17 protein-coding genes are annotated in these 14,669 nt (G+C 66.4%); 11 read left to right on the top strand and 6 right to left on the bottom strand.

Annotation, left to right across the window (positions count from 1 at the left end; genetic code table 11):
* Positions 1–6: 6 nt before the first annotated feature.
* The gene (locus ACZ7OH_RS35895; protein ID WP_470284917.1) at positions 7–630 is read left to right on the top strand and encodes a TetR/AcrR family transcriptional regulator; all 624 of its coding nucleotides are present in this window, start codon (positions 7–9) and stop codon (positions 628–630) included.
* 21 nt (positions 631–651) lie between these two features.
* Positions 652–1,482 (top strand): alpha/beta fold hydrolase, encoded by an 831-nt coding sequence (locus ACZ7OH_RS35890; protein WP_470284916.1) that lies wholly within the window; start codon positions 652–654, stop codon positions 1,480–1,482.
* On the opposite strand, the gene ACZ7OH_RS35885 is transcribed toward ACZ7OH_RS35890, so the two are convergent.
* A complete protein-coding gene (locus ACZ7OH_RS35885; protein ID WP_400897887.1) occupies positions 1,469–1,837 on the bottom strand; it encodes a DUF742 domain-containing protein in 369 nt (122 codons plus the stop codon). The two genes, ACZ7OH_RS35890 and ACZ7OH_RS35885, sit on opposite strands and share 14 nt — an antisense overlap.
* Before the next feature lie 102 nt (positions 1,838–1,939).
* Entirely contained in the window at positions 1,940–2,962 is a 1,023-nt protein-coding gene (locus tag ACZ7OH_RS35880; RefSeq protein WP_470284915.1) for a LacI family DNA-binding transcriptional regulator, read from the bottom strand.
* Between the two features lie 126 nt (positions 2,963–3,088).
* Here ACZ7OH_RS35880 and ACZ7OH_RS35875 point away from each other — a divergent pair, with 126 nt between their 5' ends.
* Together ACZ7OH_RS35875 and ACZ7OH_RS35870 are read left to right on the top strand one after the other, a co-directional pair.
* Positions 3,089–4,375 carry an ABC transporter substrate-binding protein gene (locus ACZ7OH_RS35875; RefSeq protein WP_470284914.1) on the top strand — a complete coding sequence of 429 codons (1,287 nt, stop codon included), beginning with the start codon at positions 3,089–3,091 and terminating at the stop codon, positions 4,373–4,375.
* A gap of 34 nt (positions 4,376–4,409) precedes the next feature.
* Positions 4,410–4,793: a hypothetical protein gene (locus ACZ7OH_RS35870; RefSeq protein WP_470284913.1), complete on the top strand. Its 384-nt coding sequence runs from the start codon at positions 4,410–4,412 to the stop codon at positions 4,791–4,793.
* A 1,502-nt stretch (positions 4,794–6,295) separates the two neighbouring features.
* Here ACZ7OH_RS35870 and ACZ7OH_RS35865 read toward each other — a convergent pair.
* The 4 genes from ACZ7OH_RS35865 to ACZ7OH_RS35850 form a co-directional block, all read right to left on the bottom strand.
* Positions 6,296–6,688, bottom strand: a complete 393-nt coding sequence (locus ACZ7OH_RS35865) for a hypothetical protein (RefSeq protein ID WP_470284912.1) — start codon at positions 6,686–6,688, stop codon at positions 6,296–6,298.
* Complete coding sequence (locus ACZ7OH_RS35860; RefSeq protein WP_470284911.1) at positions 6,685–7,350, bottom strand: RNA recognition motif domain-containing protein; 666 nt, start codon at positions 7,348–7,350, stop codon at positions 6,685–6,687. The genes ACZ7OH_RS35865 and ACZ7OH_RS35860 overlap by 4 nt, the downstream gene beginning before the upstream one ends.
* Before the next feature lie 206 nt (positions 7,351–7,556).
* Positions 7,557–8,027, bottom strand: coding sequence for an NUDIX hydrolase (locus ACZ7OH_RS35855; RefSeq protein ID WP_470284910.1), 471 nt, complete (start codon positions 8,025–8,027; stop codon positions 7,557–7,559).
* A gap of 8 nt (positions 8,028–8,035) precedes the next feature.
* The gene (locus ACZ7OH_RS35850) at positions 8,036–8,779 is read right to left on the bottom strand and encodes a DUF5919 domain-containing protein (protein ID WP_470284909.1); all 744 of its coding nucleotides are present in this window, start codon (positions 8,777–8,779) and stop codon (positions 8,036–8,038) included.
* Between the two features lie 245 nt (positions 8,780–9,024).
* Between ACZ7OH_RS35850 and ACZ7OH_RS35845 the strand changes: the two genes are divergently transcribed.
* The 7 genes from ACZ7OH_RS35845 (at position 9,025) to ACZ7OH_RS35815 (ending at position 14,631) form a co-directional block, all read left to right on the top strand.
* Positions 9,025–9,252, top strand: a complete 228-nt coding sequence (locus ACZ7OH_RS35845) for a hypothetical protein (protein ID WP_470284908.1) — start codon at positions 9,025–9,027, stop codon at positions 9,250–9,252.
* Positions 9,253–9,278: 26 nt separating this feature from the next.
* On the top strand, positions 9,279–9,734 hold the full coding sequence (locus ACZ7OH_RS35840) for a hypothetical protein (RefSeq protein WP_247021759.1): 456 nt from the start codon (positions 9,279–9,281) through the stop codon (positions 9,732–9,734).
* A 547-nt stretch (positions 9,735–10,281) separates the two neighbouring features.
* The gene (locus ACZ7OH_RS35835) at positions 10,282–10,554 is read left to right on the top strand and encodes an AMED_5909 family protein (protein ID WP_470284907.1); all 273 of its coding nucleotides are present in this window, start codon (positions 10,282–10,284) and stop codon (positions 10,552–10,554) included.
* Positions 10,551–10,871: a helix-turn-helix domain-containing protein gene (locus ACZ7OH_RS35830; RefSeq protein WP_470284906.1), complete on the top strand. Its 321-nt coding sequence runs from the start codon at positions 10,551–10,553 to the stop codon at positions 10,869–10,871. The genes ACZ7OH_RS35835 and ACZ7OH_RS35830 overlap by 4 nt, the downstream gene beginning before the upstream one ends.
* Before the next feature lie 321 nt (positions 10,872–11,192).
* Positions 11,193–12,776, top strand: coding sequence for an FtsK/SpoIIIE domain-containing protein (locus ACZ7OH_RS35825; RefSeq protein WP_470284905.1), 1,584 nt, complete (start codon positions 11,193–11,195; stop codon positions 12,774–12,776).
* Positions 12,773–14,413 (top strand): replication initiator, encoded by a 1,641-nt coding sequence (locus tag ACZ7OH_RS35820; protein WP_470284904.1) that lies wholly within the window; start codon positions 12,773–12,775, stop codon positions 14,411–14,413. Before ACZ7OH_RS35825 ends, ACZ7OH_RS35820 begins: the two co-directional genes overlap by 4 nt.
* An 8-nt stretch (positions 14,414–14,421) precedes the next feature.
* Entirely contained in the window at positions 14,422–14,631 is a 210-nt protein-coding gene (locus tag ACZ7OH_RS35815) for a helix-turn-helix domain-containing protein (RefSeq protein WP_470284903.1), read from the top strand.
* Positions 14,632–14,669: the final 38 nt, after the last annotated feature.

The following is a 14,669-nucleotide window of genomic DNA, read 5'->3' as shown; positions in this document are numbered from 1 at the left end:
TCCCGCGTGGACAACGCTACCGGCGAACGGGCCGGCTACCGGCGATCGACGGGGTCACCCCGGGGTGAAGCGCGCCGCCGGGAGCTGCTGGCGAAGATCACCGACGACGTCGCCGAGAACGGTCTCGTCGACTTCTCGCTGCGGCGTGCCGCCCGCACGGCCGGGACGACGCACAAGGTGCTGCTCTACCACTTCGAAAGCGCCGAAGACCTGCTCCGGCAGGTGGTCTTCGCGCTGCGCGAACGGCGGATCGGCAACGCGCTGACGGCGATCGCCGCTTCCCCCGCCACGTTGACCGACCGCGTCCGCGCCGCTTGGGAGAGCTTGCGCGACGAGGAGACGCAGCTGCGGCGCGTGCTGGACCAGGCGATGGGCCTCGCGATGTACGACCCCGGCCGGTACGCGGCGCTCGGGCACGGCGCGTCCCAGCAGTACCTGCCGACGCTGGTGTCGTTCTGCCCGGCCGGCTGGCCGGAGCGGCGGAAGTTCGAGGTCGCGTCGATGATCCTCGCGACCCTGCGCGGCTTCCTCGTCGACCTGCTGACCAGCTCGGACGGCGCCGGCGCGGCCGCCGGGTTCGAGGCGCTGCTGCGCGCGGTCGAGCGTGAAGAAGCTCTCGACACTTTGTGAACCGCGTGGTTCACTTCTGGCATGGAGATCGAGCTGGGGGCGGGAACTGTCGAGTACACCGACACGGGCGGGCCGGGCCCCGTGCTCGTGTTCGTCCACGGCCTGCTGATGGACGGCACGTTGTGGGACAGCGCGGTCGCGTCACTGGCGGGCCACCGGTGTGTCGTCCCGACGCTGCCGATGGGTGCGCACCGGCACCCGATGCGGCCTGACGCCGACCTTTCACTGCCCGGGATCGCCGCGTTGCTCACCGAGTTCCTCGAGCGCCTCGACCTGCGCGACGTCACGCTGGTCGGCGTCGACACCGGCGGGGCGCTGGTCCAGCTGGTCATGGCGGACGGCGACGCGCGGGTGAGCCGGGTCGTGCTGGCGTCGTGCGACGCGTTCGACAACTTCCCGCCCGGGCTCACCGGCAAGACGCTGTTCCTGACGGGAAAGCTGTCGCCGGGACTGTTCGGGCTGTTCATGCAGCAGATGCGGCTGCGCGCGGTCCGGCGCCTCCCGATCGCGTTCGGCTGGCTGACCAAACGCGGTGACGCGGTGTCGGCGGGCTGGCTCCGGCCAGTGCTGAGCCAGGCGGACGTCCGCCGAGACACGGTTCGCATGCTGCGGGCTTTCGCCGCGACCCCGGGGGTTCTCCTGGAGGTGGCCGAGCGGCTGCCGTCGTTCGACCGGCCGGCGCTGGTCGTCTGGGCGAGCGAGGACCGCGTGATGCCCCCGGAGCACGGCGAACGGCTGGCCGCCTTGCTGCCGAAGGGAAAGCTCGTCGAGGTGGCCGACAGCTACACGTTGCTGCCGCTCGACCAGCCGGCGGAGTTCGCGCGGCTGGTCCGGGAGTTCACAGCCGGCTGAGGCCGTGGAGGATGCGTTCCATCAGTTCGAGGCTCGGCCGGTTGCCCGAGCCGCGCCGCGCGCTGTGCACCGCGACCAGCCCGCGATCGGCCAGGTCCGACAGCAGGACCCGCGCCACCCCCAACGGGATCCGCCGCCGCGCCGCGACCTCGGCGACCGACTGGGAGGTCCGCAGCAGCGCGCAGATCTCTGTCTCCTCCGTCGTGCTCCCCCGCACGACCGCCCGCCCCCGCTGGGTGATCGACACGAGCGTCTCGATCGGGAGGTCCCGGGTCGGACGCGTGCGGCCATGGGTGCGGAAGTACGGGCGGACCATCCCCGCCCCGCCTTCTTCGAGCACGGACCCCCAGTGCACAGCCAGCTCCTCACGGCGATTAATCCTTGTCGGCGATTATTTGACCTAATGATCGAGTAGGCCGCAATCGACCGAACAGAGCAACGCCGGAAAAACCGCAGGTCAACGCCCCGGTGGCGGGGCGGTACTGCCGCGAAGGACTAGTCGTGTCCCGAGAATCGAAGGCGACGTCGCGATTTTTCCGCCGGACAATCGCGCCAGGATCAGGCGTCCGGCCCGCTCGCCCAGCTCGGCGACGGGCTGCGCGACCGTGCTCAGCTCGAGCAGGTCGGCGAGGTCGTGGTTGTCGAACCCGAGCACCGAGACGTCCGCCGGCACCCGCAGCCCGGCTCGGCGCAGCGTCCGCAGCGCCCCGAACGCCATTTCGTCCGACGCGGCGAACACCGCGGTCGGCCGGCGGCGCAGGCCGAGCAGCGCGCCCATCGCGCGTTCACCGCCGGCGACGGTGAACCCGCCACCGGTCTCGAACGCGGGGTCCGGCACGCGGCCGTCCTCCCGGCAGACGCCGTGGTAGACCTCGCGGTAGGCCGCCAGCCGCCGCAGCGGCGCCGTGAACCCGAGCGGGATCGGGGCGCTCTCGCCGATGAACGCGATCTCGCGGTGGCCGAGCTGGACGAGGTGGCGCATCGCGGTGACCGCCGCCCCGTGGTCGTCGATCCCGACGGAGTCCGCGCCGGGCTCCTCGGTGCCGATCGTGACGACCGGCGCGCCGAGCCCCTGCAGCAGCTCGCGTTCGGATTCCCGCAGCGGCAGGGAAAGCACGAGCACCGCGTCGACCCGGCGGCGCAGCGGCAAGCCGGCGAAGAACCGCGCGCGGCCCGGGTCGTCGCCGAGGTTGTAGAGCAGCAGGCTCATCCCGGCCTCGCGCAGCACCCGCTCGACCCCGGAGATGAGGCGCGCGAAGTACCAGCGGTCGACGAAGGGCACGATCACGCCGACCGTCCCGGTCCGCCCGGTGGCCAGGCTCGACGCGGCGGGCGAGACGGCGTAGCCGAGCTCGGCGGCGACCGCGAGCACCCGCGTCCGGGTCCGCTCGGCGACCCCGGGCACCCCGCGCAGGGCCCGCGACACGGTCGCCGCCGAGACACCCGCGAGCCGCGCCACGTCGTCGAGCTTGTCCGGCATCTCCTGCCCCGTTCGTTGCAAGCGCTTGCAACCATCCGCGTCTCAGCCATTGACACCCGCCTTGATCAAGGCTAATCATCGATGCAAGCGCTTGCAATGGCGTCGCCTGTCCGCAAGGAGGCCGACATGCGCCAGCTCCTCCCGCTCACCGGTGCGACCCTGCTGGCCGCCAGCGCGCTCGCCGCGTGCTCGTCGGCGAGCGGCCTGACGATCAACCTGTACATCTCGCCGGAGGACCACCTGCAGACGGTGGTGGACCGGTGCACGCAGGAGGCCGCGGGCCGGTACAAGATCGTCTACAACAAGCTGCCGCGCGGCGCGGACGGCCAGCGCGAGCAGATGGTCCGCCGGCTCGCCGCGGGCGACACCTCGCTGGACGTGCTCGGCCTCGACGTCACGTGGGTGCCGGAGTTCGCCGAAGCGGGCTGGGCCGAGGAGTGGACGGGCGCGAACGCGGCGGCGGCCACGCGCGACGTGCTGCCCGGGCCGCTGGCCACCGCGAAGTGGAACGGGAAGCTGTACGGCGCGACGAAGAACACGAACGTCCAGCTGCTCTGGTACGACGACCGGATCACGCCGACACCGCCGAAGTCGTTCGACGAGCTGATGACGCAGGCGCAGCAGCTGAAGGCGGCCGGCAAGCCGTACCAGGTCGTGTTCACCGGCGCGCAGTACGAAGGCCTGGTGGTCTTCTACAACACGCTGGTCGCCTCGTCGGGCGGCCACATCCTGTCCGACGACGGCAAGTCCGTGGTGATGGACGACGGCGCGGTGCGAGCGTTGGAGCTGCTGAAGAAGCTCACGACGGCGGGCATCACGGACCCGTCGTTGACGAACCAGAAAGAGGACGACATCCGCCAGGCGTTCCAGCGCGGCCAGGCGGCGACGGAGCTGAACTGGCCGTTCGTGTACGCGTCCTACGCGAAGGAGAAGCCCCAGGACCTGCCGCACTTCAAGTGGACGAGGTATCCCGCGGTGGCGCCGGGCCAGCCCAGCCGCGTCACGATCGGCGGCTTCAACCTGGCGGTATCGACGTACTCGCAGCACAAGCCGGAGGCGTTCGAGGCGGCGCTGTGCCTGCGAAACGCGACTTCGCAGAAGTACCAGGCGTTGGTGGACGGAATCCCGCCGAGCATCGCCTCGATCTACCAGGACAACGCCCCGTTGGACGCGGCAAAGCCGGCGGACCCCAAGGAGAACCCGACAATGGCCGACCAGTACCCGATGAAGGGTGACATCCAGGCGGCGTTGACGGACGCGGCGGTCCGCCCCCTGACCCCGGCGTACCAAAACCTGTCGACGGTGATTTCCAAGGTGCTGTCCCCACCGGCGGGGATAGACGTCCAGGCAACGGCAAAAGAACTACGCGACCGGTTGACGGACGCATTGAACTCGAAGGGCATCATCCCCTGAGCCGGGAGGGCTCGCCGGCAGTATCGTTGACGGCATGGTCGAGCCAGCTGGACGCGAACGCACCGCCGACGAGCGCGATCGCCGCGCGGACGACCGCGACCTCAAGGCGGACGAGCGAGAGCGCCGCGCGGACGAGCGCGAACGCCTGGCCGACCGCCGCGAGGGCCAGGCGGACCGGCGCGAAGAGCGGGTCCGGTACTACGAAGCCCGTTTCGAGGCGGCCCCGGGGGAAGAGCCGGACTTCGACGCGAACTTGGCCGACCTGGACCGCCAATCCCTCGACCGAGCGGGGGCAGAGGTGGCCCGGGCAAAGGACCGGCTGGTGGCGACGTCGGACCGCACGAGGCGCGAACAGGCGGAGATCGACCGCGAGGTGGCCCGCTCGGTACGGGACAACGGCGCCGACGATCGAGTGTGATCGGCGGACCGGCCGAGCACCCGGAACCGTGGAGCTTCTTGGCTTCGCCGCGGCCCGGTGAGCTGCTTTCCGGAACCGACGCGGGCGATCGGCGAGGAGTGGCGGTGGTCATCCCAAGATCGACCGGGAGCGACGCGCTCACCCTCGCCCCGCGCTGGTTCAGAGGCGGATCGGTTTCTTGTTCATGAACTATCCAGGCGGTCAGTGGGCCTGGGAGCGTTCTTGGGCGTACCGCCTCTGACCTGCTCTTTTTCGTCTGTTGGGTCCGGTCGCGTCCGGGCCTGTCTGGACGTCTGACGGCCTGTAGACGGCCTGGCTCTTCGCTGCCCCGGTGTCTGTCTGACCTGGTGGCAGCCCTCCCCCGTCTTCCTCGTCCCCGCTGCCGTTAGCGCCGGAGGGCCGGTGTCAAGGGTGGGCGCTTGCGTCCATCGCGCAGCGACGCCGGAGGCGCCCTTGATGGCGGTCGGCCGGTGTTAAACGATCGCCGACGAGGGAGCGGTCACCTGATCGTGGCCTGATCTGGCGTAACACTGATCGACTCGGCGACGTCTCTGGGCGTATGGGGACGAGTGGATCAACCAGCTCCCGGCGGCGCGCGTGCGGGGCCGACCCTTCGGCGGGCCGCCCCGCGACCGGCGGCCGGAGCGGAGCGGCAGGCCGTCCGTGTCGCATGAGGGCGAGCCGCCGCACGGGTGGTGACCTGCGCGCCGCCGTCGGCGGCGCGCCTTGATCCCATAGAGCCAAATTCGGCAACAGAGTGAGATCCCGGAAGGAGCACGTCGTGAGGGCACCCGAGAAGGTGAACGAGTGGACTGCGCTTGCCGACCATGTAGCCCCCTTTAGAAATCAGATAGGCTACGTATCCACATTCAACGCCGCACTGCGCGAGGCCAGATCACTAACGAAGCGCGACCTAAAAACAGGCCAGATAACACATGAACGCACCGCTACCCTATAGTCCGGAACTGTAATCTATCTCATACTGCTCGAACAAATCGGTAAATCTCTTCGAACAGCCGGTAGCAGAAAGATAAAATACGAACGCTCTATTGAGACAGCCTTGCGCTTGTTCACACCCCACGTCACACCACCTCAGCGCAAGGTCCTCTACGCACTTCGCTGTGCCTTTGCTCACGAATTTGGGTTATTCAACATCAACAGAGGGCAGAAACAGTACCAGCACGTCTTCCTCTTAAACGGCGACACCGGATCACCCCTAGTATCTTGGCCACGAAAGCGCTGGTCTGGAAACTATCATGACGCCAACCTGAAGTGCTCGACTACGATTGGGCTTGTAACCGTAGCAGACGTCGCAGAAGAGGTTGTCAGGTCAGTTCGTCAGCATTCCAATAAGACCACGTTGCGACCATTAATTCCAATCGAAGAACTTCAAAAGCGGTTCGGATTTGTGATTTACCCTTAGAGCTTTGACGTACTTGGTCTGGCCGTCGACGATGGAAGCGAAGATCGAGGCGACGCATTTCGTCCAAAGGCATGACTACTCAAGAAGGTTCTGCCGGCTCCTTGCGCCGCTTGGTCACTTTTTTCGACGTGTCAGCGTTCGATATCAGTTCATTTTTAGACTTTTTTGGTGAGGAGTTGACAGTTCGTCTCGTGATAAACACGGTTGTAAGGGCCACAAGATCGACTGTGCCTAGGATCGTTCCGCCAACTTCACGTCCTTCGTGAATTAGCCATGCGGAGGCTCCAAGAAAGGCCAGAGCGAGAATAAATGCCGTCGCAATTCCTGCCCAGGCTAGGTATGCTTCCTGCCGATCGAGCCACATTATATGACGTTCCTGCGGAGTTACAGGAACAGAGACCGCGGTCGAAGTGAGCGCACTTTGCTCACTCGCAATCAACTTGCCTTGCCGCTGGGCGTTCGTGCTACTCATTTCTCGTCCGTTCCAGCCCCACTGAGGACCCGATTTGCTTGAGCAGCCCTATATGTGCCAGGCACAATTATCTCGATCCGAATAGGCAGGTTTTCCAGCCGCCTGGCGTCGGCCTCTGAATCCGAGATGGGAGACGGTTGCGACGGCCCCGTCGATACATGTTCAGCGAGAGATTGGTCTTCCCCTTTGACGTCGTCCCGTTTCACTGCTTGTCGAGAAGCAAGGTTAGTTCGCGCCCGGGTAGGTCGATCGCGTTGCGGGCGGGCCAAGCCAACAGAGATTGCCCGCCCCAGCAGCTCGGCACCGTCTAGCAACGTGACAGCCCGCTCGGTCATGCGAACCTCCACGAACCCAAAGCCCTTAGATCGACCACTGTCGCGATCGAGAATCACCGCAGCCGAAATAACTTCACCGAATTCTGAAAATGCCTCGCGAAGGTCATTGTCGGTCGCACTATAGGGAAGTGAACCAACAAACAACTTAATCGGTTGCAATTCTTCTTTGGTCGATCTTGACGCAAGGGTGGAAGCTCGTTGACTTAATAGGTTGGCAGCCGACTGCAAGTCTTCAACCGACCGAGAGCGACGTTGAGTAAACGCCGCAGCCGAAAGGTCGAAAGCGCGGCTCGCGCCTTCGACTAGCGGTATCCACGATAGTCGCATCGTTCACCTGCCTCACGTCGACCCAAATATGATTATACCCCCTGGGAACAAAACCCACCATACCGCTCATCGTGAGGCGATCTCATCAAGAGTGCGGTGTTGAACGCCGAAGAAGCGAACGTGAGTCACAGCAACAGGTGGCGGGATGTAGAGCCCAGCCCTGGAAAGACTAGCGGGGAGCCCTGGGGAAGACTGGATCGGTACCATCAAGTGAAGTAAGGAACTTCACTGGAGTTTAAAGCATGAGATAACCGCAACTTAATAGAACTGTGGATACGCAAGTTCGTCAGTTCCTCAAGGGCGACCCATAGCACCTCCTTGCTTTCACTACTAGTACTAACAGCGCCTCCCAGATGCCTCGCACGAAAACAGATAGAGAATTCTTGTCGGACCTCACCGTCATCATAGGCAATCACATGCTTCGGATCTGAGTACAGACCGATTACCCCCGAAACCTCGCACGTGATACCCGTTTCTTCGCGAACCTCCCGAACAGCCGCTTGAGCCAGCGTCTCACCAAGCTCCAGCTGACCACCAGGAATTGAGTATAAATCGTTGTCCGTACGCCTGATCATCAAGATTCGGCCGTCGTTGTCCTGAATGAAAGCGGACACGGCTACGGCAATGCTGTTCGCCTTAGGGGCATTCGGGTCGTTGTAGTAGTCGACTCGGGTCATGCCGCCTCCTAGAAGGTAGCTGGCTTGGCGAGGTTCCAGACCGACTCGAAGCTCTCCGAGTACGTCTCGAAGAGATCCCCGGCCGAGAGCCGCCGGAGATGGAGCGACGGGGCATGGGCACCCTGGAACCCGTACACGTGCGTGTTGATAATCATTTCGTCGTCGAACCGGAAGATCGAGTTGTACAGCGTCGTGTTGTGGAACCGCATCTCGATGCCTTCCATACCGATCAGGGGGCGATAGAACGCAAGAGCGTTGCGGATACGCGCCGGAAGCGTCCCATCGCCAAGCTGCTCCTCCTCCCCGCGTAGCGCGACGCTGTCACCCTCCGGGTCACCGAAGGCCAGCCTGATCCTCGCGCCGGCCGCAGCCTTGGCCGTCAGGTCCTTGATGAACCGCGGGCGCTCGACCAGGAAAAGCGCGGCGTGGACCAAGACCTCAACGGTCTCCGATGCCTCCTTGATCAGCCGGTCCCACAACTCGACCGGGATGGCGTTGCGGTGCGGGAACACCCGCACGACCTCGGCGGCCGCCGTCTCGGCTTTGCGCTCCGGTGCGACCGAGTCCGGCCACAGGTACGTCTCTGACTCGCGCGCCATCGCCGCGATCTTGTGCCGGTGCTTCGGGTACGGCAAGCGCCCCTTGGTGATCCAACGTTCAACGGTCTTCTGGTCGACACCGACTGCGTTGGCGACCTGTTCCAAGGTCAGACCGTTGCGCATCAGCGCGTCACGCAGGCGTTCGTTCGGCATCAGCACCCCTTGGGACTTTTAGGGACGTCTTCGACCGTACCAGGGACGTCCCGAGATGTCCCGCCACGTGGTGATCATGTCCCGACTTTTGCCGGAGATTGGAGGGCAGATTGCCGGGATCCGCCCGGCGGCGAAGAGAGGAAGGCAGGCATGACGACTCGAAGCGTGGGGCCTGTGCTCGACGGCCGGTCGCGTGATGTGGGAACACGGGCGCTCCGCCGGCTTGCGGTGTAGGCGCGACCGGTATGCGCGACACGGTCCAGATCCACGTCACGGCAGATCTTCCCATCCGGGTCCGCGCGCTCACCTACGCGAACCGAGCAGAGATCCGGTTCGGCAAGGCGTTCCCGGTGGTGCTGCTCGTGGATTCGGACGCCATTGCGGTGCTGAGCAAGGAACTCGAAGAGGTGCGAGCCGTACTGAACTCGACAACGACACGAGTCGATGACCAGGCGCCAGAAGCAACTGACTGAGAAGCAACATCCAGGGAGCTAACGAAATGGCTATCGCCAAGGGTTTCAGGTTCGAAATTGCGTTCGACCAGGCGTTCCCTCAGGGGCTCGTCATGATCGGAGAGGTTACAGCGGACACCGAGTACCAGTCTCGCGAGGACCGGACGGCAGGCCGACCGGCGCGTCAGCGAGTGGACGAGGTGACAGGTAAGCGGCAGTGGAAGGCGACGGTGACCGACCCGGACGAGACGAAGGCGAAGCGGGCTTCGTTCGAGATCACGTTGCTCGCCGACGTCCAGCCGGTCCCCGCGACCTCGGAAGCACTGCCCGGCATGCGCCCGATCGAGCTGGAGGGCCTGACGGCTGAGCCGAAGGTGGCCGGCCAGGGCGAGTTCAAGTACCAGTCCTACGCCTTCCGCGCGACGGGCTTCAAGGCCGCCGGGAGTGGTTCGAAGTCGGCGCGCTCCGCCACGGCTGGCGAAGCCGCGACGAAGGCGGCGTGAGCGGGATGAACGCGTCCGGGCCTGTTCGCGACGCTGCGGCGTTCAACGAGCTGGTCCGGGCGTGGGAATCGGCGTACCGCGACTACATGGCGGCGTGGGAGCACGGCTCGCGGGTTTTCTCGCCGGGAGCGTCGCTCAACACGTCGAATGCGGCGCGGCGGGTGTCGCGGGCGTGGCATGAGCTGGCGCGGTCGCGGGGGCTGCCGTGGTGGTGTGTGGCGGCTTTGGAGTCGGCGGCCGAGGGGTTCGCCGAGCTGGCACGGGATTGGGCGAGTAAGGCAGACGGTGATGGTGCTTCGGGTCGACGGGTTCGGCGTGACGTGGAGGGTCGAGTCTCGGGATTCGGTGACGGTGGAGGAAACCGGGCCGAATCCGGCCAGTCCCCCGATGCTGGTCGTGACCGGCGCGACGTCGGTGGTCTCTCTCACGGTCCCGGAGGATCTGGAGCAGTGGCCGGCCTGCGCGGCGTTCCTTCGTCAGCTCCGCGACGGGGTGGACGAACTGGCGGCACTGCTGACGGCTCGCGCAGCGGCGCCGGTGGGGCCTGATGGAGACGGAGTCGGTGGTCAAGGCGCATGACGAGGCCGTGACGCTGGCTGACGCCCGGGAGGCGGTGTTCGTGCTGCGCCCCGAGGTTGACGCGAAGACGTCGGAGTGGGTGGCGTTTCACCGGGCGAACGCAGCGATGTACGAGCGGGTCTCGGAGACCGACCGGCGCCACCATTGGGAAGCGCTGTACTGGGTCGGCTACGAAATTCGTCAAGTCGAGAGGCTGACCAGAAAGCCCGAATGGCGATCAAGTTTCGGAGAGGAGAGGTGACCAGCGAGATAGACCCAGAAGTCGCCATCGATCTGGTCAAGCGCTATTCCGACGGTCAGACGATCGAGTCTCTGGTGGCGGAGTTCCCGTTCAGCTACCGAAAGGTGCGGACCACCCTGATCGACGCCGGAGTTGCGCTTCGGCCGCCGAAGATCCGCCTGCCGCCGACTCCGCCTGGTCTGGTCAACGCGTACGAGCACGGCCGTTCGATCCGGCAAGTCGCCGACCTGTATGGCATGAGCTACAACCAAACTCGCAACATCCTGCTCACCGAAGGGGTCCAGCTCCGCTCACGCGGGCAACCCAAGCAAGTCTGAGAAGAACAGAAGATCAGGAATTCCGCACGTGGGGACGTGTGGCGGATAAACGCGTCCCCGCGTGCCCGCAAGAGTCCCTTTTAGAACGCAGAACCGGCCCCTGGCTACCAACCTGTTCCGGTTCTGCGTCTGTCCACTGGAGAAGTGAACAATGCGAACGATAAATGATGACAACCAACGCCAGTCAACCGGGGTCACCCGGATGCGCTGCGCGGAATGCAAGAAGTTCGCGCGCCTGCTGCCCGGGGAGACCAAGTGCGCCCCGTGCCTGGGGATGCTGCCGCTGGTGCTCCGCACGGCTGATGTGCGGGGTGGTCGCTGATGGACGCGCACGGCGTGATGACGCTGATGGCGGTCGGCGGCGGCCTGGCGGTGCTGCTGTGGGTGCTGGCGAAGATCGGCCGTGCGCTGGCCGGCCTGGCGGAGATGCTGGCCGCGCTCGCTGTCGTCGGGATGGTGCTCTGGGGCCTGGCCCGCGCGATCGGCTGGGTTGTTCGGCAACTGGTGACGCACTGGCGGACCTGCCTCACCCTCGTGACGGCGTGGGCCTGGTGCCGATGGCTCGGCGGGCTCTCACTCCTGATTACCGTCGTGGTGCTCGGCCTGGTCCAGCTGGTGTGGTGGCGGCTGGACGCGGTGAGCTATGACCAGTGGTGCGGCCGGTGGCTGCGCTCGTGGTGGTTGCGCTGGGCGCTCTACGGCCGGAAGCTGCCCGGCTGGCTGACCGCCTGCGGCCTGGTGGTCCGGGACGCTTCGGTGCCGGTCGACGTCACGGTGTCCCTGGTCGGCCGTCGACGGGGCCGCAACACGGTTGCCCGCAGTCAGGACCGCTCGGTCGGGGTGCCTGCACTGCTATCGGTCCGGTCTGGGGCCTCGTGGGATGAGGTCCGGGTGCGGCTGGTGCCGGGGCAGAAGCCGGAGGATTTCGACGACGGGGCCCGCGCGCTGGCGGTCGCCCGGAAGGTCACCCGCTGCCAGATCCGGGAACTCGAGCCCGACGTCGTGTCGATCGACTTCATGCGCCGAGACCTCCTCGCCTCCCCGGTCGCGTGCCTGCCGGTGCCGGACATGGTCTCCGTGGACGGCACCGGGGTGGATCTGCGGGCGGTGTTCGCGGGGTCGACCGAGTACGGCAAGCCCTGGCGGCTCCCGCTGGTCGGCACGGGCGCGCACACCCTGGTCGCCGGGGCCACCGGGTCGGGCAAGAACTCGGTGATGTGGTGCCCGCTGGTCGCGGCGGCCTCGGCGATCCGGGCCGGGCTGGTGCGGGTGTCCGGGATCGATCCGAAGGCGATGGAGCTGTCCTACGGGCGCGGGATCTTCGCCCGCTACGGCCAGAGCGGACAGGAAGCGGTCCAGGTCCTTGACGCGCTCCTGGACGAGCTGGACAAGCGCAAGCGCGAGTTCGCCGGGCACACCCGGCAAGTTCCCATCTCGACGGACTACCCGGTGGAGCTGCTGGAGTTCGACGAGATCGGCGCGCTGACCAAGTACACCGACCGCAAGACCCGCGACGCCATCGTGGAGAAGGTGGCGATCCTGACCACCCAAGGCCGGGCCCTCGGCTTCACCGTGCGGGGCTACGTGCAGGAACCGACCAAGGACACGGTGCCGGTGCGCGAGCTGCTGCCCCGGCGCATCGCGATGCGGATGACCTCGAAGACGCAGGTCCCGATGGTCCTCGGCGACGGCGCATACGAGCGTGGCGCGTGGGCGAACCGCATCCCGGAGTCGGCTGCCGGGGTCGGCTACGTCTGGGGCGAAGGCATCCGCGAACCCCTGCGCGTGCGAGCCGGGTGGGTGCCCGATCACACGATCAAGCAACTGGAGCACTACGTCACCAACGGCGGCGCCCAAGTAATCAGCCTGGCCGATCGACGCACAGGCGAAGGGAGGTCGGCATGACCCCCACCACCGACGACCCGCAGGCCCCGGCTGTGCCGGCCACCCCGATCGAGCGAATCCGCGGCGCCCTCTCCGCCGACGTCGTCAAGGCCACGGCGGAGAAGCACGGAGTGTGTACCCGGCCGTTCACGATGGAGGTCGGCGACACCGAAACCGGCGAAGTCCGCTACGTCCCCGTCCCGTGTGGCTCCACCGTGGAGTCAGTGTGCCTGCCGTGCGCGCGGAAGGCGAAGGCGTTGCGGCAGGCCCAGTGTCGCGAGGGATGGCACCTGACCGAAGAGCCGGTGACCACCCGTGAGAAGCCTTCGGAGACGCAAACCGAGCTGCTGACCTACCGGGCGGACCTGGCCGCGCACTACCGCGACGTGATGGCGGCTGGGGATGAGGCAGAGGCCGAAGAGCTGCGGGCAGGGGTCGCCGGCGTGGACGCGGAGTTGCGGGCCTCGGGCATGACCGGTCGCCTGCCAGCCCTGGACATGCCGGAACGGAAGGCGGTGAAGCGGTCGACCAAGCGGCGGCAGGACGCGCCGAACCTGCCTCGGCGCAGGGTCGCAAAGACGACGGTGGGGCGGGAGTTCGCGGGCAAGTTCCGGCCGTCGATGTTCGTCACGCTGACCTGCGACACCTACGGCCGCGTCCGGCCAGACGGTTCACCGGTCGACCCGGCGTCGTACGACTACCGGCGGGCGGCCCGGGATGCGGTGCACTTCGCGGCGCTGGTGGATCGGTGGTGGCAGAACCTCCGCCGCGTCGTCGGCTGGGACGTGCAGTACTTCGCCACGGTCGAGCCGCAGCGACGGGCGGCCCCGCATCTGCACACAGCGTTGCGGGGTGCGATCTCGCACGAAACCATCCGGCTGGTCACGGAGGCGACCTACCACCAGGTGTGGTGGCCTGCGCACGATGAACTGGTCTACCCGGACCGGAAACCGTTGTGGGATTCTGATTCACGCTCCTTTGTGGACCCAGAAACGCGGGAGCCGCTGACGGCGTGGGATGACGCGGTGGCTGCCGTGGAGGAACCGGCTCATGTCGTGCGGTTCGGAACGCAGGTGCACTCGAAGGGCATCCTCGGCGGGACGGAGGAGGCCGGGCGGCACATCGGCTACCTGACCAAGTACCTGACGAAGTCGACCGGTGAGGTCGTCGATGCGGACACGGCCGGCCAGCGGGATCACCACGACATGCTTCACGCCCACCTGGCCGTGACGCCGTGTTCACCGCGCTGCGCGGTGTGGCTGCTGTATGGCATCAACCCGAAGGGAGCGAACGGGAAGACCGTTCCGGGCCACTGCAAGGGGCGGGCGCATCGTCGGTCAACCCTCGGGCTACCGGGGCGGCGAGTCCTCGTGTCGCGCAAGTGGTCCGGCAAGACCGTGGCCGATCACAAGGCCGACCGCCGGGGGTTCGTGCTCTCGGCGTTGGCGGCGGTCGGAATCAGCAAGCCGGAACCGACTCCGGAACGGTTCGTGTGGCGCAAAGTCGAGCCCGGCGACACCCATTGCCCGCCGCGGGATCAGCTCGTCATGCGTGCGATCTCGGAGCGGATCACGTGGAAGGCGGAGTACGACCTAGCGCTACTAGCGGCCGGACCGCCGGGCGAAGTTACTTCGGCAACTCCATCACTGGCGGCCTGAGGGGGGACATGAGCGCACGAATCAGGGTGGTGAGCATCGAGGGTCTGTGGACGCCTGAGGACTTGGCCACCTTCCTCGGGATACCCGAGAAGACCCTGCGGGACTGGCGTTTCAAGAGCTACGGCCCCGCGTGGATTCGGATGGGCAAACACGTCCGGTACTCCCCCGAAACGGTACGAGCTTGGATCGACCAGCTCAGCCATGACGGTGCCGCATAGAAGGTCCCGGCTACGACACCCCATGCCCGATCAACATC

The organism is Amycolatopsis sp. NPDC114478 (assembly GCF_055633805.1).
Note: the sequence above shows the minus strand (reverse complement) of the source record. Positions and strands in the feature narration are given on the sequence as shown.

What these genes read in the sequence shown, in the direction of transcription:
- ACZ7OH_RS35880 (WP_470284915.1), bottom strand. Translation starts at nt 2,962, where the DNA reads ATGCCGGACAAGCTCGACGACGTGGCGCGGCTCGCGGGTGTCTCGGCG.
- ACZ7OH_RS35845 (WP_470284908.1), top strand. Translation starts at nt 9,025, where the DNA reads ATGCGCGACACGGTCCAGATCCACGTCACGGCAGATCTTCCCATCCGG.
- ACZ7OH_RS35820 (WP_470284904.1), top strand. Translation starts at nt 12,773, where the DNA reads ATGACCCCCACCACCGACGACCCGCAGGCCCCGGCTGTGCCGGCCACC.
- ACZ7OH_RS35840 (WP_247021759.1), top strand. Translation starts at nt 9,279, where the DNA reads ATGGCTATCGCCAAGGGTTTCAGGTTCGAAATTGCGTTCGACCAGGCG.
- ACZ7OH_RS35825 (WP_470284905.1), top strand. Translation starts at nt 11,193, where the DNA reads ATGGACGCGCACGGCGTGATGACGCTGATGGCGGTCGGCGGCGGCCTG.
- ACZ7OH_RS35875 (WP_470284914.1), top strand. Translation starts at nt 3,089, where the DNA reads ATGCGCCAGCTCCTCCCGCTCACCGGTGCGACCCTGCTGGCCGCCAGC.
- ACZ7OH_RS35855 (WP_470284910.1), bottom strand. Translation starts at nt 8,027, where the DNA reads ATGACCCGAGTCGACTACTACAACGACCCGAATGCCCCTAAGGCGAAC.
- ACZ7OH_RS35860 (WP_470284911.1), bottom strand. Translation starts at nt 7,350, where the DNA reads ATGCGACTATCGTGGATACCGCTAGTCGAAGGCGCGAGCCGCGCTTTC.
- ACZ7OH_RS35870 (WP_470284913.1), top strand. Translation starts at nt 4,410, where the DNA reads ATGGTCGAGCCAGCTGGACGCGAACGCACCGCCGACGAGCGCGATCGC.
- ACZ7OH_RS35815 (WP_470284903.1), top strand. Translation starts at nt 14,422, where the DNA reads ATGAGCGCACGAATCAGGGTGGTGAGCATCGAGGGTCTGTGGACGCCT.
- ACZ7OH_RS35850 (WP_470284909.1), bottom strand. Translation starts at nt 8,779, where the DNA reads ATGCCGAACGAACGCCTGCGTGACGCGCTGATGCGCAACGGTCTGACC.
- ACZ7OH_RS35890 (WP_470284916.1), top strand. Translation starts at nt 652, where the DNA reads ATGGAGATCGAGCTGGGGGCGGGAACTGTCGAGTACACCGACACGGGC.
- ACZ7OH_RS35835 (WP_470284907.1), top strand. Translation starts at nt 10,282, where the DNA reads ATGGAGACGGAGTCGGTGGTCAAGGCGCATGACGAGGCCGTGACGCTG.
- ACZ7OH_RS35865 (WP_470284912.1), bottom strand. Translation starts at nt 6,688, where the DNA reads ATGAGTAGCACGAACGCCCAGCGGCAAGGCAAGTTGATTGCGAGTGAG.